Source organism: Brevundimonas sp. NPDC058933 (assembly GCF_049315965.1).
Classification (GTDB): domain Bacteria; phylum Pseudomonadota; class Alphaproteobacteria; order Caulobacterales; family Caulobacteraceae; genus Brevundimonas.
This window is the reverse complement of record NZ_JBMOSL010000005.1, coordinates 1-18,412: the sequence shown is the minus strand read 5'-3', so window position 1 is coordinate 18,412 and position 18,412 is coordinate 1. Positions and strand designations below refer to the sequence as shown.

Below are 18,412 nucleotides of genomic sequence, written 5' to 3'. Positions count from 1 at the left end.
CCCGGCGTGACTTCCTCGCCCCTTCGGGCTAAAGCCTCAGCAAAACAATATCCGGCTCAGGAGATACCCATGGCGCGCATCACGCTGCGACAATTGCTCGATCACGCGGCGGAGAACGACTACGGCCTGCCCGCCTACAACATCAACAACATGGAACAGGGCCTGGCCATCATGGAGGCGGCGGAAGCCGTCAACGCCCCGGTCATCATCCAGGCCTCGCGCGGCGCCCGCAGCTACGCCAACGACATCGTCCTGGCCAAGCTGATCGACGCCCTGGCCGAACTGTATCCGCACATCCCGGTCTGCATGCACCAGGACCACGGCAACGGCCCGGCGACCTGCGCCACCGCCATCCAGTACGGCTTCACCTCGGTGATGATGGACGGCTCGCTGGAAGAAGACGCCAAGACCCCCGCCTCCTACGAATACAATGTCGACGTCACCCGTCGCGTCACCGAAATGGCCCACAGCTGCGGCGTCTCGGTCGAGGGTGAACTGGGCGTGCTCGGCTCGCTGGAAACCGGCATGGGCGAGGCCGAAGACGGCCACGGCTTCGAAGGCAAGCTGGACCACTCGGCCCTGCTGACCGACCCGGATCAGGCCGTGGACTTCGTCCGCGCCACCAAGGTCGACGCTCTGGCCATCGCCATGGGCACCAGCCACGGTGCCTACAAGTTCAGCCGCAAGCCGGACGGCGAAGTCCTGGCCATGAACGTGATCGAGGAAATCCACCGCCGCCTGCCTGACACCCACCTGGTCATGCACGGCTCCTCCTCGGTGCCGCAGGACCTGCAGGACATCATCAACGCCTACGGCGGCCAGATGCCCCAGACCTGGGGCGTGCCGGTCGAGGAAATCCAGCGCGGCATCAAGCACGGCGTGCGCAAGATCAACATCGACACCGACAACCGCATGGCCATGACCGGCGCCGTGCGCAAACTGCTGATGGAAAAGCCGGGCGAGTTCGACCCGCGCGCCTGGCTCAAGCCCGCCAAGGAAGCCATGCGCAAGCTGTGCATCGAGCGCTACCAGCAGTTCGGCTGCGAAGGTCAGGCGTCGAAGATCCGCCCCCTGTCCACCGCCCAGATGGCCAAGCGCTACGCCGCCGGCGACCTGGACCCGCACTTCGGCGCCTCGGCCACCAAGGCGGCCTGATATTTCCCGCCTTTGATCCTCCCCGTTCCGCTACGCTGCTCGGGGTAGGATCAAGAGGCCGTTGCCTTCACCACACCCCGTATCGACCGCCGATGGCGGCGCGCACCGCCCGCGCCTCGATCTCGGCGTAGCTCAGCTCTTCTTCTGCGCGGCGTGCGTCGCGCCGTGCGTCCTGAATCTCGCCGCGCACCTCTCGAATGCGATCACGGATGCGCTGGCGCTGCTCGTCCGTCAGCCCGTCCTGACGCAACTCCCGCTGCTTGGCCTCCAGCTTGTCCTCGCGGTCGTCGATGCGGCTGACGGCCGAGTTCAGCGCGCTTTCCGCCGAGGACACGGCCTGCTCCACGCCATAGATCCGCCGTCCATCCTCATAGGCCGGCAGAAAATCGCGCTCCTCGGCGGGCGAGCAGACCCCGCCATAGCTGGCGCCCTGCCGCCCCTGCCGGAAACCGCTCTCCCAGGTGCAGTAGGTCCTCAGCCCGTCGTCCCGCGCCGCGAGATAGGCGCTTGGGTTCGGCGCGATCCCGAACTTGGCGCAGGCCTGGGTATGGTCATCCAGACGGCTGGGGCGATAGCCCGACACCCCGTCCTGATAGCCCTTCTCGCCCCAGGCGCCCGCCAGGCACTGGTCCTTGGTCATGGTGGTGCAGCCGGCCAGAAGGGCGATCCCCGTGGCGGCGACAGCAGCGGCGATCAGAGCCTTCATCTCGATCTCTTCCGGTCGGCGTTGCGACAGCTTGGCCGCAGCAATGGACGACATGACGACCCGCCGGGCAAGCCATGCTAGATCGCCCTATGGCCGATGAACCTTTGCTGACGGAAGACGACGACGCGGAAATTCTCGAGGCGCAGATCGACGCGCCCGGCGTCCGTCTCGACAAAGCCCTGGCCGCCGCCTTCCCTGCGCTGTCGCGCGCCCGGCTTCAGGCCCTGCTGGCCGAGGGCGCCGTCCGTCGTGACGGCCAGCCCGTCACCAGCGGTTCGGCCAAGGCCCAGGCCGGCCTCTACGCCGTCGTCATGCCCCCGGTCGTCGCCGCCACGCCCCAGCCCGAGGCCATCCCCCTGACCGTCCTGTTCGAGGACGCCGACCTGATCGTCATCGACAAGGCGCCGGGCATGGCCGCCCACCCGGCGCCCGGCTGCGAGACCGGCACCCTGGTCAACGCCCTGCTGGCTCACTGCGGCGACAGCCTGTCGGGCATCGGCGGCGTGGCCCGCCCCGGCATCGTCCACCGTCTGGACAAGGACACCTCGGGCGTCATGGTCGCCGCCAAGTCCGACCGCGCCCACGCCGGCCTCTCGGCCCTGTTCGCCACCCACGACATCGAGCGCACCTATGTGGCCCTGACCCGCGGCGCGCCCTCCCCCGAGAAGGGCCGCATCCAGACCCAGATCGGCCGCTCCAGCAGCGACCGCAAGAAGATGGCCGTGCTCAAGGCCGGCGGTCGCGAGGCCATCACCGACTATGTGGTGCAGAAAACCTTCGGCCAGCCCGCCAAGGCGTCGGCCGCCCCGCTCGCCGCCCGCGTCGCCTGCACCCTTCACACCGGCCGCACCCACCAGATCCGCGTCCATCTGGCGTCCAAGGGTTCTCCCCTGCTCGGCGACCCTGTCTATGGCTCGGGCAGCCCCGCCATCGCCGTCCGCGCCGCCGTCGCCGAAGTCGGCCTGACGCGCCAGGCCCTGCACGCCGCCGTCCTCGGCTTCGTCCACCCGGTCACCGGCCAAGCCCTGCGCTTCGAAACCGCCCCGCCGGAGGACATGCAGCGACTCGAGGCGCTTCTGGCCGCGCTCTAGGCGACCCGCGTCAGACGCACCGCCATCCACTTCCGTCCCGGCAGGGCCAGCGTCGGTCGCGCCGGATCGTGGAAGAAGTATTTGGTGTCCTTCTGCGCCAGGGTGAAGACGCCGGGCGCTGGCTCAACCGTCATGTTCCAGGTGTCGATGACATCGGCCCGGAAACGTTCGCCGCCAGTGATCTCGTCACGCGGAATATCCACCGCCCATTCCGCAGGAGCGTCGTCGCCGAAGTAACGCAGGTAATACTGCCCCGGCGCGCCGCCCAGATGCTGCTCCCACCACTTGTCGATCGGCTCTATGCCCGGAGGCGGTCCCGCCTCCATGATCGACTTCAGGAAGGCCAGACGCGGCGCGCTTTCGCCGCGAAGTTCGCCGCCCTCGCCCAGCCAGAACTCGCCGCCGTCGATCGGGAAACACTCGGAATGGCCGACATAGGTTCCGGCGATCAGGCCATGCCAGAAGGCGCGCACCATCTGCGGCCCGGTCAGATTACCCCACCGTTCGCTGAGCGAGCCCTCGTAACAGACCTCGTCGAAGACCACCGCCTTCTTCCAGACGCTGCGATAGGTCTCGGCCCGTGCGTCGTCCAGCACCGCCGAACCGTTCTGGATGCTGGAATGGGTCACCCAGGGCTTGCAGTTGTCGTACAGCCGCCGCCAGTTGTGGATCGACCGCAGCCGGCCATAGGGATCGCTGGCCTGCACCCCCTGGAATATGCGGTCCCAGTCGCCGTCCGTCTTGGTCTTCAGGATGTCGAACTCGTTGGCCATTGACCACCAGACGTTCCGATAGGCCGACAGCCGCGCCACGACGTAGCGGACATAGCGATCATCGGCCTCGGCCGGCATCTCGTCGAAACCGTAGCGCCCGTCATAGGGATGGAACAGGATGACGTCCGCCTCGATCCCCAGCGCGCCCAGCGCCGCGACGCAGGCTTCCAGTCGGTGGAAATAGGCGGGATTGAACCGCGTCAGGTCCCAGTCCTTTTCGCCCGCCCCGGTCTTCTCGAAGGGGAACAGGGCTTCGTTCGTCTTTACCGAGGCGTTGGGGAAGACCAGCATCCGCATCTTGTTGAACGGCGCGGTCTTCAGCGTCTCCAGCGTCTGCGCCCGTTTCGCCTGCGGCTGATGGGTCCAGCCATAGGCCGTCGTGCCGATCTGGCGATAGGGCGTCCCGTCCGCATAGGCGAAATGATAGGTCTCTACGACCCCGACCGGCCCATGATTGCCTGCCCCCGGCGCCATCGCCTCAAAGCCCCCCTGCCGTCCGTCCAAGGCCGACAGAGAGCTTTCACTGGTCCATCGCCATGCCCCGGTTTCGGGCGGCGAGAAGCGGATGCGCCACACGCCCTCCCCATCATAGAAGCCCGGCGCACGCAGCGTGGTCCGACCATTGGTGAAGACGCCGACCAGCTTCACATCAAAGGGATTGCCCACGGCCGTCGCCGGCAGGGCGATCTCATACAGACCCCAACGCTCGACACGGTTCTGGCCTTCAGCGTTTGCCGCCCCGGCCAGGCTCAACGCGCCAACGGTGAGGATCGCCCCCCTTCGTGTCATGCCCTGCGCCATTCACCCCTCCCCAGAAGCATATGTCCACCGGTGTCATACGAAACCGCCGGGGCGACTGGCAAGCGTGTCAGGCTGATGCGCCCCCGCCTTGAATAGCAACAGAAGATGTTTTATATAGAGCCTCGCCGGAATGGGTGGCGTGGGAGCCACAGTCACGCTTTCGTGTGACGATCCGCCTCTAAAAATGGCGGCAACCCATACCCATCTGGATCGGTTGAGGGGTGAGGCGACGATGCACATTGGGTGGTCGACGCCGCGAAGCCTGCTCTTGCTTACTGGTCGGAGGGACCACGTCTAATGGCTAATTCGACGCTCGCGGTGATGTCGCCTGAACAGGGACTGTCGCGCTATCTCACGGAAATCCGCAAGTTTCCGATGCTCACCAAGGACGAGGAGTTCATGCTCGCCAAGCGTTGGTCGGAGCATCAGGACCCAGAAGCGGCCCACCGCCTCGTGACCTCGCACCTTCGCCTCGTGGCCAAGATCGCCATGGGGTATCGCGGCTACGGCCTGCCGATCGGCGAAGTGATTTCCGAGGGCAATGTCGGCCTGATGCAGGCCGTGAAGAAATTCGATCCCGACAAGGGCTTCCGTCTGGCGACCTACGCCATGTGGTGGATCCGCGCCTCGATCCAGGAATACATCCTGCGCTCCTGGTCGCTCGTGAAGATGGGCACCACCGCCGCGCAGAAGAAGCTCTTCTTCAACCTGCGCAAGGCCAAGAGCCAGATCTCCGCGTTTGAAGAGGGCGACCTGCGTCCCGAACACCTCGCCGCCATCGCCACCAAGCTGGGCGTGTCGGAAGAAGAGGTCACCAACATGAACCGCCGCCTCGGCGGCGACGCCTCGCTGAACGCGCCCCTGCGCGCCGACGGCGAAAGCGAGTGGCAGGACTGGCTGGCCGACGACAATGCGGTGTCCCAGGAAACGGCCCTGGCCGACTCCGAGGAAAAATCCATCCGCATGAGCCTGCTGGAAGAAGCCATGCAGGAACTGACCGACCGCGAGAAGCACATCCTCACGGAACGCCGCCTCAAGGACGATCCGGTCACGCTGGAAGAACTCGCCGGCCAGTACGGCGTGTCGCGCGAGCGCGTCCGTCAGATCGAGGTCCGCGCCTTCGAGAAGCTGCAAAAGGCCATGCGCGCCGCCGCCGAAGAGCGGAACCTGGTCGACGCCTGACGGGCGCTCCTGAGCCTTTCCTCCCCATTCCATGGGGAGGTGGCGCGGCGCAAAGCGCCGTGACGGAGGGGGCGGCGCCAACTGTCCGGGCTCGCGCCAAATCGTGGAGGGCGGCGACGCCCCCTCCACCACTTCGTGGTTCCCCTCCCCATAGAATGGGGAGGAAAGAAACGCCCTAGCCCGCCCGAGACAGGCTCTCGGGCGAGGCTAGGGCCAGAACCGCACTGATCGGTCCGGCCAGGGCCGCCTTGGTCGTCGCGCCGGCAGTCAGGCTTGTCTCCAGACCCGCCGCAGCAATGGCCAGCGAGGCGTCACCCGTCTTGATGGCCAGGGCCTTCAGCGTCTCGGCCTGCTGCTTGATGGCCCGCACCGCCTGCATAGGATCAGTGTCGAACTGGGTCATGGCCGAGGCCAGGATCCGCATCGCCTGATCCTTGACCGCGATCACGGCTTCCGCCGCCGACGCGGGCTTGTCGGCCTTGCGCTTTCCCGGCCCTGCGTAATCGTCGGAGTTGAAGCGACGGCGATCCGGCCCGATGTAGCCTACCGCCTCGACCCAGTCGCGCGGCTTGGTGGCCAGGTTCTCGACCCGGCGGAACAGGTCGCCGCTGGTGAAGGGCTTCCTCAGGAACTCATGCACGCCGGAATCCCGCGCGCCCTTGATGCTGCTGGCGGTGGCCTCGGCCGTGACCATGATCAGCGGCACGCGCCGGCAGGCCAGGCTGGAGCGCCGAATGCGCCGCGCCAGCGCCTCGCCGTCCAGGCGCGGCCCTGTGCGCTCGGTCAGGATCAGACCCGGCTCCATCTCGCGCGCCAGATCGATCACCCGCGCCTCGTCGCCCTCGACTGCGACATCGCGCGAGCCGAAACCCTTCAGCAGGTCGGACAAGAGGCGCGCGGCGGCGGGATTGGGGTCGACGATCAGCACCCGGCGCACGACCGGCGCAATCCTCTGCATCGTCTTGGCGTCTAAAGCGAACACGGCTCGGCTCCATCTGGAACCAAGAAGGTAAACTCAGGGGGTTAAGGGGCCGTTTCCCGTTCCGGGACGCACCCCTCCTTCGCTCCCTACCCCTGGAAGGGATCGCGCATCAGAATGGTGTCGTCCCGCTCGGGGCTGGTCGACAGCAGGGCCACCGGCGCGCCGATCAGCTCCTCGATCCGACGCACGTATTTCAGCGCATGGGCGTTCAGATCCTTGAAGGTGCGAACCCCGGCGGTGCTCTCGCTCCAGCCTTCGAGTTCCTCGAACACCGGCTCGGCCGAGGCCTGGGCCTTCAGGCTGGACGGCAGATAATCCAGAACCTCGCCATTGATGCGATAGCCGACGCAGATCTTCAGCGTCTTCAACCCGTCCAGCACATCGAGTTTCGTCAGCGCGATGCCGTCGATGCCGTTGATGGCCACCGATTGGCGCACCAGAACCGCGTCGAACCAGCCGCAACGCCGCGCCCGTCCCGTGTTCACCCCGACCTCGCGGCCCACGACCGCCAGATGCTCGCCGACCTCGTCGTTCAGCTCGCAGGCGAAGGGCCCCTCGCCGACGCGGGTCGTATAGGCCTTCACAATGCCCAGCACATAGCCGACGCCGCGCGGCCCGATGCCCGAGCCCGCCGCCGCCTGTCCGGCCACGGTGTTGGACGAGGTCACATAGGGATAGGTGCCGTGATCCACGTCCAGGAAGGCGCCCTGCGCCCCCTCGAACAGCACGCGCTTGCCGTCCTTCTGCGCCTGATCCAGCACGCGCCAGGCCGGCTTCACATAGGGCAGGATCTTCGGCGCGATCTCCAGCAGTTGCGCCAGCAGGGCCGCCGGGTCGATCGGCTCCAGCCCCAGACCGGCGCGCAGCGGATCGTGGTGCGAGCGCAGACGGTCGATCTTGATCTTCAGGTCGTCTTCGTTGGCCAGGTCGCAGACGCGGATGGCGCGACGCCCCACCTTGTCCTCATAGGCCGGGCCGATGCCGCGCCCGGTCGTGCCGATCTTGGCGCCCGGCGCGCTGGCGGCGGCTTCGCGCGCCACGTCGAGAGCCGGATGGATCGGCAGGATCAGACAGGCGTTGTCGGCGATGGTCAGGATGTCGGGGCTGATGGCCACGCCCTGGGCGACGATCTTCTCGATCTCGCCGACCAGATGCCAGGGATCGACGACCACGCCGTTGCCGATGATCGAGGGCTTGCCCTGCACCACGCCGCTCGGCAGCAATGCCAGCTTGTAGACCTTGCCGTCGACGACCAGCGTATGCCCGGCGTTATGGCCGCCCTGGAACCGCACGACCATATCGGCCCGGTTCGACAACCAGTCGACAATCTTGCCCTTGCCCTCGTCGCCCCATTGGGCGCCGACTACCGCGACGTTCGCCAAGATCGTTTCTCCGCAATCCAGAATGCGGTGGGAGCCTATAACCCCTGAATCGTCCGGAGTCGCCCCAAGGTCGCAGAATTATGCGGCCAGCTCGCCGACCGCCGTCGCAAACGCCCATTCCAGCCAAGGCGTTGCATCCACGACGTCCGCCGTCTCGACCGTGCAGCCGCACCACAACCGCAGGCCCGGCGGCGCGTAACGGTGCGGCTCCATGTCGAACACCGCGCCTTCGTCTTCCAGCAGGGCCTTGAACCGCTTCACGAAAGCCTTCTGCCCCGCCTCGTCCATCGCCGCGATGCGCGCATCGGTGAACTTCAGGCAGACCGAGGTGGTCGAGCGGATTTCCGGCCGATCAGGCAGCATGGCGACCCAGTCGATCCGCTCCACCCATTCCGCCAGCGCCGCATAGTTCCGGTCCGTGCGCCGGATCAGTTCGTTCAGACCGCCCGCGTTCTTGGCCCATTCCAGGGCGTCGATCCAGTCCTCGATGGTCAGGATCGAGAAGGTGTTGATCGCCACCCCGTCCGCCAGGGTCCGGTCAAAGCCGGTCTTGTCGGTCAGGCGCAGCACCTTGGGGATCGACCGCTCGGGCCGATAGCTGTCCAGCCGCGCCACGGCGCGCGGCGACAGCACCATGACGCCGATGCCGGCCTCGCCGCCCAGCGCCTTCTGGAAGCTGAAGGTGGTCACATCCAGCTTGTCCCACGGCAGGTCCATCGCGAAGGCCGCCGAGGTCGCGTCGCAGAGGGTCAGCCCCTCGCGGTCGTCGGAAATCCAGTCGGCGTTGGCCATGCGCACGCCCGACGTCGTGCCGTTCCAAGGAAAGACCACGTCCTTGCGGGGATCGACCCGGCTCATGTCCGGCAGCTCGCCCCAGGGCGCGGTCAGCACCTCGGGCTCCAGCTTCAGGTGATCGCGCACGTCCGTCGCCCAGACCTGGCCGAAATTCTCATAGGCCACGACCTGAACCGGCCTCTCGCCCAGCATCCCCCACAGCGCCGCCTCGACCGCGCCCGTGTCCGATCCCGGCGTATAGAGCATGACATAGTCTTCGGGCGGGCTCAGCACCTCGCGCGTCAGCCGCAAGCCATAGGCGAACCGCTCCACCACCTCCGGCGCGCGAATGCCGCGTCCCAGCAGGTTGGTCGGCAGCCCCGCCAGCGACCACCCCGGACGCTTGGCCGTCGGACCGGCGGAGAACCACGGGCGAGCAGGCTTGGCGTCAGGCTTGGCAACGGCTTGGGCGGTCATCGTCGTATCCAGGGGAGGAGAGTAAGGGTCGGGTCAGCGTCCCGGCGTATAGGGGCGCTTGTCGCGCCATTCGGTGGCGAAGCGGATCAGATCGTCGTCCGGCGTTTCCGGCAGCGTCACCACCAGTTTCGCCAACAGATCGCCACGCTTGCCTGCGGCATAGGCGCCCCGCGCCTTGAGACGCAGGATCTTGCCGCTGTTCGAGCCCTTGGGAATGGTCATCATCACCGCGCCCTCGGGCGTCGGCACCTGGATCTTGCCGCCCAGAATAGCGTCAGGAACCGACACCGGCAGGTCCATGGTCAGGTCCGCCCCATCGCGCTTGAACACCGGGTGCGGCGCGATCTTCAGCTCGATCAAAGCATCGCCCGCCTGACCGCCGCGCCCCGGCGCGCCCTGGCCCTTCAGCCGGATCACCTGGCCCTCGGACGCCCCCTTGGGAATGGCCACGTCCAGCATCCGCCCGTCCGAGAACTGGATGCGGCGCGTCGTCCCGGCGATGGAGTCTTCCAGGCTGATATCCAGCGTGGCCCGTACATCCTGACCCTTGCCGGCGCCGCCGCCGAAGCCGCCGCGTCCCGCCGTGCGCCCGCCGCCGCCAAAGGCGCCGAACAGGTCTTCAAGGTCGATATCCTCGAACCCGCCGCGTCCGCCCGAACCGCCGAATCCGCCAAAGCCGCCCGAACGACCGCCGCCGCCGCCCGGCGGCGCGCGATACTGCTCGCGTCCATCGGCGTCGATCTCGCCGCGATCATACTTGGCCCGCTTCTCGGCGTCGCCCAGCAGGTCGAAGGCGGCGGTGATGCGCTTGAACCGCTCTTCAGAGACCTTGTCGCCCGGGTTCTTGTCCGGGTGCAGTTCCTTGGCCAGCTTGCGGAACGCCTTCTTGACCTCGTCCGCGCTCGCGCCTCTGGCAACGCCCAGTTCCTTGTAGGGATCGCCAGCCACGTTCGCTTCACTCCGACATCAGAAAAAGACCAGAGCGTCAGTTAAGCCATGCGCCCCCCCGCTGGAAGGGGCAGACGTGGTTTAGACCAACCGCGCGACTGCCTCGGCCCCCCAGCCATAGCCGGCGCCCCACTGCGCCACGCCGATCCGCGCGCCTTCGCCGAGCCCGCCGGGCCAGTCCGCCGCCATCTGACCCGCCGCATAGAGCGCCTCCACGCCCTCGACCTCCCAGACCCGTAGCTCGACCGCGCCGTCCAGCACCCGCAGCCGGAAGCGGCGCGGATCGACCTCGACCGGTTCGGCCTCCCAGCCCTCGCCGTTCACCCGCACGCGCGGCGTCCACGACAGCCGACGCCCGCCCCCCTCAATCGTCGCGCGCAGATGCGCTGGCGCCCAGGGTCGCGCCGCCCGCCCGGTCCAGACGAAATCGACTTCGGTAAAGCCCGCCCCGCCCGGCGGCGCCCCCACAGGTCCCGCCCGCCAGACCCTCGGCAGCCCCCGCTCGGCCGCCGCAACCTCCGCCCGCGCCATATCGCGTTCCAGAAACGCCACGACGGCCCCGACCACAGCCCCCGCCGCCGTCGCCTCCTCGCTCCCCTGCTGCCCGCGCAGCAGACCGCTCAGCCGCCAGACCTCGCCGCCGACCAGTTCCGCCCGCCGGTATTGCGCCACCTCCCAGCCCGCCGCCGTCTCCAGCGCCAAAGCATTGCCGCCGCCCAGCACCGCGCCCGCCGTCAGGCTCTCCGGCGCCCGCCCCTCGACGCGCACCATGATCGTATTCACCTGGTCCCAGCGCCCGACCACGCCGCGCCCGACCGCCTCGGTCAGGACCCCGACCGTCGCCGGTCGCACCACCGTCGCCCGCGGCGTCAGCGCCTCCACGCTCGCGCCCCCGTGCGCCGCCATCGGCGTCCACGGCTCCGCCGCCACCGCCACGACCGGCCGTCCGTCCTCCTCCGCCCCCGGCAAAGGCGGCAGGTCCAGCAGCCGCAGGAAGGGCGCCCCGACCACCGCCGGCCCGTCGCCGGGCCGCCAGTCCGCCGGCGCCTCGTCCGCTCGCACCACCACTACCGGCTCCAGCACCGCCGACGGCTGCTCGTCCACATCCAGCCGCGTCACGCGCCAATCGCCCGTCCGCCCCTCGACCGTCACCACCTCGCCCGGCTCCAGACGCAGCGCCTCCAGCGGCCCCAGCCGCACGGTCAGCCGATCCGTCTCGCCCCCGGTCGTCGCCAGCGTCCGCCGCGCCAGGGCCCCCGCCACGCCTGCGCCGCACACCGCCGGCAGTTCCAGATCGACCGCGCCGCCGTCGCCCGCGCCGCGCACCACCACCGACCCGGTCTGATAATCCGCCGCCTCATCGACAAACCGAACCCGCGCCGCCCCTGGACGCGGCTCCAGCGACCGATCGACCACGACGCTCGCCGCCTCGTCCGGCAGGGCCAGGGCCTCCGCCGTCAGCGTCAGCCCCGCGGCTGTCTCGCCCAGCACGGCGATCCGCCCGCCCCGCTCGGCCGCCGTCGCCCCCAGACCCGCCAGGAGCGGCTCCAGCGCATCCCGCGTCCGCATCGGTCGATCAATCACATAGCCCGCGATCTCGCCGTCCAGCGCCCCGATCTCGAATGCCTCCTCCGCCAGCCCGCCGCGCTTCAGCACCGCCGCGACCAGATCCGCCGCCTCTCCGCCCATACGCCCGTTCAGCCAGTGTCCGGCCCGCCAAGCGCCGGCGTCGGCCCAGACCTCGCTTCGCGCCGGAAAGGCCGGAAACGGCCGCGCGTCCCAGCACCAGGCGTCGGCCCCCTCGACCATCCGTCCGCCATAGACCACCGACACGGGATTGTTCTCCAGCCCCTCGAAATGCTCCAGCACGGCCTCCATCGCCCGCCGCTGCATCCGGTCGTCGCGCGCCCCTGTCGAAAACGGCGGCAGGGCGTTCTCCGAACTCTTGGGGTCCTGAAACAGGTTCGGCGCATTGCCGCCCCGGTCCACCGCCGCACAGCCGAACTCGGTCAGCCGGATCGGCTTCATCCCCGGAACCCAGGCCGTCGGCGTCGCCGACCGCACGCCCGCCACCCGCTCGTGGTGAGCGTTCGACCACCACCCCTTCAGGTCCTTGGGTCGATACAGCCAGTCCTCGCCGTGCGCCCCGTCGCTGATCGGCGTCCGCACCTGCGCCGCCCGATCCTCGGCGCTGGCGTAATACCAGTCGAAGTTCTCGCCGCCCGCGACCTGCATCGCCAGATAGGCCGGGTCGGACGGCCCCTCGAACGCCTCCGCATCCAGCCCGCCGTCGCCCGCGCGCCAGTCGCCCAGCGGCGGATACCAGTCGATGCCGACGTAATCGATGTTGGGATCGGCCCACAGCGGGTCCAGATGAAACCGCGCCTCCCCGTCCTTCCGCCAGCCGAAATACTCCGACCAGTCCGCCGCATAGGACAGCTTCACTCGCGCCCCGACAATCGCCCGACACTCCGCCGCCAGCGCCTTGAACTGCGCCGTCGCCGGAAAGCCGCCGCCCGCGTCGCGCGTGCCGGTCAGCCCCCGCATCTCCGAGCCGATCAGCAGGCCGTCCGCGCCCTCTTCCGCCGCCATCCGCGCATAGTGCAGCGCCAGCCGCCGCAGCCCCCAACCATCCGCCGTCCCGAACAGGGCTGCGACCTCCGCCGCCGCCCCCGCGCCGTCCGTCCCCGCCACGCGCCCGCGCCACGGATAGCCAGGGCAGTCCATGAAGACGAAGGGATACAGCGTCACCTCCAGGCCCCGCGCCTTCAGACTGCGGATCGCCTGACGCACGCTCTCGTCCGACGGCGTCCCGCCATAGGCCGGCCCGCCATCGACCTGGGACACCAGATGCGCCTCATGCCGCTCCAGCCCGGCCACGCTCCAGCGCATGGGCTTGGTCATCTTGTCGCGCCGATCCACACCGGGTTGGACGCGGCAATGCCCGGCCCGCATGTCGTCGCCGAACCAGCCGACGATCAGGCTGACCCGCTTCAGGTTCGGCGCCTGCACCACAAGCTGGTCCAGCGACACCTCGATATCCGCCCGCCCCTCGGCGTTGTTGACGTTCTCAGGCCTGCTCTTCGTCAACCCCTCGCGCCGCATCACGGCTTCGGTCGCCAGACAGAACTCCCCCGCCCCGGGGATCAGACAGACCCCCTCCAGCCGGTCCTCCAGCCGCCGCTCGACGCCCATCGGCCGACGAAACACCTCGAACGCCAGCTGCGGCGGCCGATTGCCGAACGGCCCCAGCGGCAGGTCCTCGAACACCACATAGGCCGTGCCGCGAAACGCCGGAGCCGCCCCCTCGACCGCCTCGATCAGCGGGTCCGGCGTCTGCGCCTCGGTCCCGCGATGCACCCGCATCGTCACCCCCGTCAGGTCCAGCGGCTGACCGTCGGCCCAGACCCGCCCCACAGCGTCGATGGGCCCCTCGCCCAACCCCACGGCGAAGCTCAGCGAATAGTCGTATTCGACCGTCGTTTGCCCGCCCTTGCCGCCCGACCGCTTGTGCCTGGTCTCGAGGAACCGCGCAGCCCAGATCACCTGACCCACCACCCGGGCCCGGCCGAAGACGCAGCCCATCGGCGCCCCGTCCGCCGACGACTGCAGGCTCAGGGCCTCCAGCCTCGGCCCCTTCTGCCGCGCCGGCGACAGGCTGGCGACCACGCGATTGTCGATGGCCCGGCCAATGGTCGCGCCGATGAAGGCGCCGACCGGCCCGCCGATGGACCCGCCCACCGCCGTCAGAACCACCTGCGCCATCTAGGTCTCCTTCGTCGCCGGCCAGCGGAAGGCCGCGACCAGTCTTCGCCGCCACCACGGCCCCATCCAGCCTTCGACCACCGACCGCCCCCAATAGGCGTGGATCATCTTCCATTCCGGCCCGTCATCGGCGCTCAGGATGGCGCAATGCTTGACCGGACATCCCGCGCTCATCCGGAACAGCAGGACGTCGCCCGCTCGCGCCTTAGCCAGAGGAACCTCGACCAGCCGTCGCCGCGCCGCCTGCAACAGCGCCTCCTCGCCCCCGACCTCGGCCCAGTCGGCGCGATAGGCGGGCGGCGTCTCCGGCTCCTCGCCCACGACTTCGCGCCACACCCCGCGCACCAGACCCAGACAGTCCGCCCCCTCGCCCTTCACGCTGGCCTGATGACGATAGGGCGTGCCCAGCCAGCCGCGTGCGGCGGCCACCACCTCCGCCCTCATCGCCGGCTCCCGCCGTCGTTTCGTCCGCCGCCCGCGGGTCGCGCCATCAGGAAATCGTCGCCCGGAATGTCGGGGAAGCCCTGGAAGTTGACCCCATTGCCAAACACGCCCGTACAGGTCGCCCAGCGCTTGTCGCAGCTCCGTCCCGCCGTCGCCGCCGCGCTCAACCGACAACGCCCGTCGCCCAGCGCCGCGTCGCAGGTCCGGCCATAGGTCCGCCCGACCACCCGCTCCAGCGCCGCCATCGGCCCTTCCAGATCAGCGACAAAAGCTCCGTTCTCGCGCCGGATCCGCGCCAAGGTCCCGGCCCAGAGTCGCACCGCCAGATCCCGCCGCGCCCAGTCCACGCGCCACAGGGCGATCCTCGCCCCGTCATAGAGGCCCGCCGCCACATCCCCCTCGGTGATCGCCTCATCGTCCAGCCCGCCCGACGCCGACAGGCCGCCCGCCGCCAGCCCCGCCTCGCCGTCGCCCGCCCCCGCCGTCCAGCCGCTCCCGGCGCGACAGCTCACGCCCTCGACCGTCAGGTCCCGATCGTGATCGGTGAATCCCAACGCCGCGCCGTCCGCGCGCCTCAGCACCCAGGCATGGCAAAGCGTCGCCGCCCCGCTCTCGATGCGGGCGGCCATCTCCTCCGGTATGTCGCGCATCTCTAGACCCGCACCTCGATCAGGGGCATGGCGACCATCCGGCCGGCGTCGAAACTCTCCAGCGTCACCTCGATCCGGTCGGCGTCGAACCGCACCGGCACATCAAAGACGAACCCCGCCGTCACCAGAGCGCCCGCAGCCGGCGCCGCCGCCAGCGTCACCTCCCCGGTCATTGCATCGACCTCGAACTCCGTGGTCTCGACGCCCGCGACCGCCACCCGCACCGAGCCCTCGACCGGCTTCGCAATCCGCCGTTCATGGTCGCCATAGGTCTTGCACAGCCCAAACGTCCACCGCACCCCGTCGCCCGTCCCGATCCTCTGATCCGTCGCCGTCACCGCCTCGCCGGGCGCGCAGCTCTTGAAGTCGGCGAAGTCCCGGAACCGGAAGCCGTACAGCCGCCCCCGTCGCGCTTCGAAAAAGGCCGTCAGCGCCGCCATGTCGTCCAGCGACCGCAGGCCCGCTCCGATCAGATAGCGCCGTCGCCCCTCGGCCCAGGGCGTCGAGCGCCGCTCGAACCCTGAGCCCAGCGTTGTAATCTCCGTCCGCCGCTCGACCCCGCCGGTCGATCCGAACGCCAGTCGCGCCGGCAGGCGCACCTCGTGAAAGGCCATGGGTCCTCGCCTGTGTCTTGAACTGCGCCATTCCGGGACAAGCTGCGATTTATTCGCAGAAATTCTTCCCCAAGGTCACGCTTCGGGTTGTCTGCAAACCGCCGCTCGGTCATGCTCGCGCCAAAGCGGCCGGGGGCCGTTCAGACATGGAGACTTCCGAGTGCGCGGTGAAATTCTGAGCTACGACGACGTGTCGGGCACCGGCCTGATCAGCGGCGACGACAGCATCCGCTACGGCTTCGCCCGTTCGGCCATCCAGGCCGGCGGCGTGATCGCCACTGGCGCTCGGGTCGACTTCGTGCCTGAAGGTCTGGAAGCGACCCAGATCATGGTCCTGGCCGGCTCGCCCGCCGCCGCCTTCGGCCAGGCCGCCAGCTCGGCCTACGTCGCCCGCGACACCGGCGGCGGTTACGACTTCGCCAGCGCCATGCTCTCGTTCAACGGCCGTCTGCGCCGCCAGCACTTCTGGATCAGCTGGCTGATCCTGCTCGGCGTCAGCGTCGTCACCGGCTGGATCCCGATCATCGGCGGCCTGATCGGCCTTGTCCTGATCTGGCCCAACCTCGCCATCTCGGTGAAGCGCCTGCACGACATGGGCAAGACCGGCTGGTTCGTCGTCATTCCCTGGGTCGCCACCATCATCGGCTTCATCATGATCATCAGCGCCGCCGGCCTGGCGATCTTCACCGACCCCCAGGCTTTCGAGAACGAGGACCCGGCCGTGCTCATGTCCATGGTCGGCTCCATGATGGGCGGCTTCGCCGTCATGGGTCTGGTCGGCCTGGCCTTCCTGCTCTGGATCGGCATCACCGACAGCCAGCGCGGCGACAACAAGTTCGGCCCCAATCCCAAGGGCGAATAGGTTCAAGGGGCGCTCTTCGGAGCGCCCCTTCTTTTTTGAGGCTATCGCTCGGCGCGCGGCGCCTCGCTGCTTGAGCCACCCTGGTTTGAGACTATCGCTCGGCGCGCGGCGCCTCGCTGCTTGAGCCACCCTGGTTTGAGACTATCGCTCGGCGCGCGGCGCTACATCCTTCTGGCGCCCAGGGCCGTGGCCCGCGCCAGCATCCGCGCGATCTGCGCCTCGGACCGCAGCAAGCCCTGCGCCCCGCCGTCCACGCTGACGTTGACCGTCACCCCGGCCCCGCCGCTGATCGGCTCGATGCTGCCCGCGCCCGCCGGTCGAAACACCTCCGGCCCCCGCTCGCCGACCAGATAGGCCCCGCCGCCCAGCACCGGCCCGCCCTCGGCCCGCGCCCCGCCGAAACCGCCCATCACCGCCGCGATCGCATCCGACAGCCGCCCGCCGCCGCCCGAGCCCGCCGCTGCATTGACCGCGTTCAGCACCGCCCGCGCCAGCTCGGCCAGGGTCACCTCCCCGTCCGCCGCCGCCCGCGTCAGCGACCGCGTCAGGCTCTCGCCCGCCCGCCCGAAGGCCTCCTCGATCGAGGCCGCCGCCCGCTCCGCCGGCTCGCGCAGCGCCTCCAGCGCCGCCGCCGCCTCCGCCGCCTTCACCGGCACGGCGTCGATCCCGTCCGGCCTGAAACTGTCCGTCATCTCAACTTTCCTCCCCATTTCATGGGGAGGGGGACCACGAAGTGGTGGAGGGGGCGACGCCGCCCTCTCCCGACGTCCCGCCGCCCCCTCCGTCTCGTCGCCTTACGGCGCCGATCCACCTCCCCATGAAATGGGGAGGAAAACACACATCAATCCGGCCACGCCGCCGCCATCCGCTCCAGCTCGCCGCGCCCCAGCGGCGCCGCCTGAACCGGCCCCGCCGTCAGCATCCGCCACTCCTTCAGCGACAGCCGCCAGAACCCCTCCGGCCCCACGCCCATCCGCGCCGCCGCCTGCATCATCTCGCTCCATTGCCGGTCCTGGGGCGTCATGCGGCTGCCGCAAACGCCTTCGCTACAGCCTGCGCCGCCTCGCGCGGATCAACCGCCGCCGCCGCCAGCCCGTCCGCCAACACCCCCTCGCCGCCTCCGCGCAACAAGGCCGCCAGCACCACCATCAGATCCCGCGCCGACAGCGCCCGCATCCGCTCGGCCAGCGCCGCCATCCCGGCGACGCCCAGCCCCGTCTCGATCTCGGCCAGAGCCCCCAGCGTCAGGCACAGCTTCCGCTCCGCCCCCGCCAGCACCGCCGTCGCCTCGCCCCGCACGCCGTTCACCATCACAGCGCCTCGAAACTGATCTCGCCCGCGCTCGCCAGGCTCAGCGCAAAGCTCGCCTCCCCCTCGTGCTCGCCGGCGTATTCCAGCGCCGCCACGATGAAGGCCCCCTCCAGCACGCCGAAGTCCGGCACGATCAGCCGCCACGTCCTCGCCGCCTGCTCAAAGAAGGCCTCGCGTATGAGGGCGTCCGACGCCGCATCGCGAAAAATCCCCTGCCCCGACACCGCCGCCGACTTCACACCCGCCCCGGCCAGCAGCTCGCGCCACCGCCCGGCGCTGTCGCCGTCGGTGGCGTCCACCGTCCGGGCGTTCAACGAAATCGTCCGCGCCCTCAGGCCCGCCACCGTCGTGAAGGCGCCCGCCGCGCCCTCGATCTTCAGCAAGATGTCCTTGCCGCGTTGCGCCGTCATGTCTTCAATCCTCCGATTATCCCAATAGCGCGACGCCTCTCCCTCCCCTTCATGGGGAGGGTGGCTGAGCCCGCAGGGCGAAGCC

Annotated in this window: 18 protein-coding genes; 4 read left to right on the top strand and 14 right to left on the bottom strand. The window is 69.3% G+C overall.

Features of this window, described 5'->3' with window-relative positions; all coding sequences use genetic code 11:
* Positions 1–69: 69 nt before the first annotated feature.
* Positions 70–1,155: a class II fructose-bisphosphate aldolase gene (gene fba / locus ACOZBP_RS10885; RefSeq protein ID WP_422676458.1), complete on the top strand. Its 1,086-nt coding sequence runs from the start codon at positions 70–72 to the stop codon at positions 1,153–1,155.
* Positions 1,156–1,222: 67 nt separating this feature from the next.
* On the opposite strand, the gene ACOZBP_RS10880 is transcribed toward fba, so the two are convergent.
* Positions 1,223–1,915, bottom strand: a complete 693-nt coding sequence (locus ACOZBP_RS10880) for a DUF2799 domain-containing protein (protein ID WP_422676457.1) — start codon at positions 1,913–1,915, stop codon at positions 1,223–1,225.
* A 35-nt stretch (positions 1,916–1,950) separates the two neighbouring features.
* Between ACOZBP_RS10880 and ACOZBP_RS10875 the strand changes: the two genes are divergently transcribed.
* The gene (locus ACOZBP_RS10875; protein WP_422676456.1) at positions 1,951–2,952 is read left to right on the top strand and encodes an RluA family pseudouridine synthase; all 1,002 of its coding nucleotides are present in this window, start codon (positions 1,951–1,953) and stop codon (positions 2,950–2,952) included.
* Here ACOZBP_RS10875 and ACOZBP_RS10870 read toward each other — a convergent pair.
* Positions 2,949–4,526 carry a DUF5605 domain-containing protein gene (locus tag ACOZBP_RS10870; protein WP_422676455.1) on the bottom strand — a complete coding sequence of 526 codons (1,578 nt, stop codon included), beginning with the start codon at positions 4,524–4,526 and terminating at the stop codon, positions 2,949–2,951. The two genes, ACOZBP_RS10875 and ACOZBP_RS10870, sit on opposite strands and share 4 nt — an antisense overlap.
* Before the next feature lie 297 nt (positions 4,527–4,823).
* On the opposite strand from ACOZBP_RS10870, the gene rpoH reads away from it, so the two are divergent.
* Positions 4,824–5,708 (top strand): RNA polymerase sigma factor RpoH, encoded by an 885-nt coding sequence (gene rpoH, locus ACOZBP_RS10865; protein WP_422676454.1) that lies wholly within the window; start codon positions 4,824–4,826, stop codon positions 5,706–5,708.
* Positions 5,709–5,883: 175 nt separating this feature from the next.
* Here rpoH and ACOZBP_RS10860 read toward each other — a convergent pair whose 3' ends face one another.
* From ACOZBP_RS10860 to ACOZBP_RS10825, 8 genes are all read right to left on the bottom strand, one after another.
* Positions 5,884–6,690 carry a response regulator gene (locus ACOZBP_RS10860; protein ID WP_422676453.1) on the bottom strand — a complete coding sequence of 269 codons (807 nt, stop codon included), beginning with the start codon at positions 6,688–6,690 and terminating at the stop codon, positions 5,884–5,886.
* Positions 6,691–6,776: 86 nt separating this feature from the next.
* On the bottom strand, positions 6,777–8,072 hold the full coding sequence (locus tag ACOZBP_RS10855; protein ID WP_422676452.1) for an adenylosuccinate synthase: 1,296 nt from the start codon (positions 8,070–8,072) through the stop codon (positions 6,777–6,779).
* A 78-nt stretch (positions 8,073–8,150) separates the two neighbouring features.
* Positions 8,151–9,323 carry a phosphoserine transaminase gene (locus tag ACOZBP_RS10850; RefSeq protein ID WP_422676451.1) on the bottom strand — a complete coding sequence of 391 codons (1,173 nt, stop codon included), beginning with the start codon at positions 9,321–9,323 and terminating at the stop codon, positions 8,151–8,153.
* A 33-nt stretch (positions 9,324–9,356) separates the two neighbouring features.
* A complete protein-coding gene (locus tag ACOZBP_RS10845) occupies positions 9,357–10,271 on the bottom strand; it encodes a DnaJ C-terminal domain-containing protein (RefSeq protein WP_422676450.1) in 915 nt (304 codons plus the stop codon).
* An 81-nt stretch (positions 10,272–10,352) separates the two neighbouring features.
* Positions 10,353–14,036 carry a baseplate multidomain protein megatron gene (locus ACOZBP_RS10840; protein ID WP_422676449.1) on the bottom strand — a complete coding sequence of 1,228 codons (3,684 nt, stop codon included), beginning with the start codon at positions 14,034–14,036 and terminating at the stop codon, positions 10,353–10,355.
* On the bottom strand, positions 14,037–14,480 hold the full coding sequence (locus ACOZBP_RS10835; protein WP_422676448.1) for an NlpC/P60 family protein: 444 nt from the start codon (positions 14,478–14,480) through the stop codon (positions 14,037–14,039).
* Positions 14,477–15,130: a baseplate hub protein gene (locus ACOZBP_RS10830; RefSeq protein ID WP_422676447.1), complete on the bottom strand. Its 654-nt coding sequence runs from the start codon at positions 15,128–15,130 to the stop codon at positions 14,477–14,479. Before ACOZBP_RS10830 ends, ACOZBP_RS10835 begins: the two co-directional genes overlap by 4 nt.
* 2 nt (positions 15,131–15,132) lie before the next feature.
* A complete protein-coding gene (locus ACOZBP_RS10825; RefSeq protein ID WP_422676445.1) occupies positions 15,133–15,744 on the bottom strand; it encodes a phage distal tail protein, Rcc01695 family in 612 nt (203 codons plus the stop codon).
* A gap of 160 nt (positions 15,745–15,904) precedes the next feature.
* On the opposite strand from ACOZBP_RS10825, the gene ACOZBP_RS10820 reads away from it, so the two are divergent.
* Complete coding sequence (locus tag ACOZBP_RS10820; RefSeq protein ID WP_422676444.1) at positions 15,905–16,606, top strand: DUF805 domain-containing protein; 702 nt, start codon at positions 15,905–15,907, stop codon at positions 16,604–16,606.
* 161 nt (positions 16,607–16,767) lie between these two features.
* Here ACOZBP_RS10820 and ACOZBP_RS10815 read toward each other — a convergent pair whose 3' ends face one another.
* The 4 genes from ACOZBP_RS10815 to ACOZBP_RS10800 all read right to left on the bottom strand — a co-directional run bounded on the left by ACOZBP_RS10815 (position 16,768) and on the right by ACOZBP_RS10800 (position 18,327).
* Positions 16,768–17,298, bottom strand: coding sequence for a phage tail tape measure protein (locus ACOZBP_RS10815; protein WP_422676443.1), 531 nt, complete (start codon positions 17,296–17,298; stop codon positions 16,768–16,770).
* A gap of 149 nt (positions 17,299–17,447) precedes the next feature.
* Positions 17,448–17,630: a phage tail assembly chaperone gene (locus tag ACOZBP_RS10810; protein ID WP_422676442.1), complete on the bottom strand. Its 183-nt coding sequence runs from the start codon at positions 17,628–17,630 to the stop codon at positions 17,448–17,450.
* On the bottom strand, positions 17,627–17,917 hold the full coding sequence (locus tag ACOZBP_RS10805) for a GTA-gp10 family protein (RefSeq protein ID WP_422676441.1): 291 nt from the start codon (positions 17,915–17,917) through the stop codon (positions 17,627–17,629). Before ACOZBP_RS10805 ends, ACOZBP_RS10810 begins: the two co-directional genes overlap by 4 nt.
* Positions 17,917–18,327 carry a phage major tail protein, TP901-1 family gene (locus tag ACOZBP_RS10800; RefSeq protein WP_422676440.1) on the bottom strand — a complete coding sequence of 137 codons (411 nt, stop codon included), beginning with the start codon at positions 18,325–18,327 and terminating at the stop codon, positions 17,917–17,919. The genes ACOZBP_RS10805 and ACOZBP_RS10800 overlap by 1 nt, the downstream gene beginning before the upstream one ends.
* Between the last annotated feature and the right edge of the window lie 85 nt (positions 18,328–18,412).

What these genes read in the sequence shown, in the direction of transcription:
- fba (WP_422676458.1), top strand. Translation starts at nt 70, where the DNA reads ATGGCGCGCATCACGCTGCGACAATTGCTCGATCACGCGGCGGAGAAC.
- ACOZBP_RS10880 (WP_422676457.1), bottom strand. Translation starts at nt 1,915, where the DNA reads ATGTCGTCCATTGCTGCGGCCAAGCTGTCGCAACGCCGACCGGAAGAG.
- ACOZBP_RS10875 (WP_422676456.1), top strand. Translation starts at nt 1,951, where the DNA reads ATGGCCGATGAACCTTTGCTGACGGAAGACGACGACGCGGAAATTCTC.
- ACOZBP_RS10870 (WP_422676455.1), bottom strand. Translation starts at nt 4,526, where the DNA reads ATGGCGCAGGGCATGACACGAAGGGGGGCGATCCTCACCGTTGGCGCG.
- rpoH (WP_422676454.1), top strand. Translation starts at nt 4,824, where the DNA reads ATGGCTAATTCGACGCTCGCGGTGATGTCGCCTGAACAGGGACTGTCG.
- ACOZBP_RS10850 (WP_422676451.1), bottom strand. Translation starts at nt 9,323, where the DNA reads ATGACCGCCCAAGCCGTTGCCAAGCCTGACGCCAAGCCTGCTCGCCCG.
- ACOZBP_RS10840 (WP_422676449.1), bottom strand. Translation starts at nt 14,036, where the DNA reads ATGGCGCAGGTGGTTCTGACGGCGGTGGGCGGGTCCATCGGCGGGCCG.
- ACOZBP_RS10835 (WP_422676448.1), bottom strand. Translation starts at nt 14,480, where the DNA reads ATGAGGGCGGAGGTGGTGGCCGCCGCACGCGGCTGGCTGGGCACGCCC.
- ACOZBP_RS10830 (WP_422676447.1), bottom strand. Translation starts at nt 15,130, where the DNA reads ATGCGCGACATACCGGAGGAGATGGCCGCCCGCATCGAGAGCGGGGCG.
- ACOZBP_RS10825 (WP_422676445.1), bottom strand. Translation starts at nt 15,744, where the DNA reads ATGGCCTTTCACGAGGTGCGCCTGCCGGCGCGACTGGCGTTCGGATCG.
- ACOZBP_RS10815 (WP_422676443.1), bottom strand. Translation starts at nt 17,298, where the DNA reads ATGACGGACAGTTTCAGGCCGGACGGGATCGACGCCGTGCCGGTGAAG.
- ACOZBP_RS10810 (WP_422676442.1), bottom strand. Translation starts at nt 17,630, where the DNA reads ATGACGCCCCAGGACCGGCAATGGAGCGAGATGATGCAGGCGGCGGCG.
- ACOZBP_RS10805 (WP_422676441.1), bottom strand. Translation starts at nt 17,917, where the DNA reads ATGGTGAACGGCGTGCGGGGCGAGGCGACGGCGGTGCTGGCGGGGGCG.
- ACOZBP_RS10800 (WP_422676440.1), bottom strand. Translation starts at nt 18,327, where the DNA reads ATGACGGCGCAACGCGGCAAGGACATCTTGCTGAAGATCGAGGGCGCG.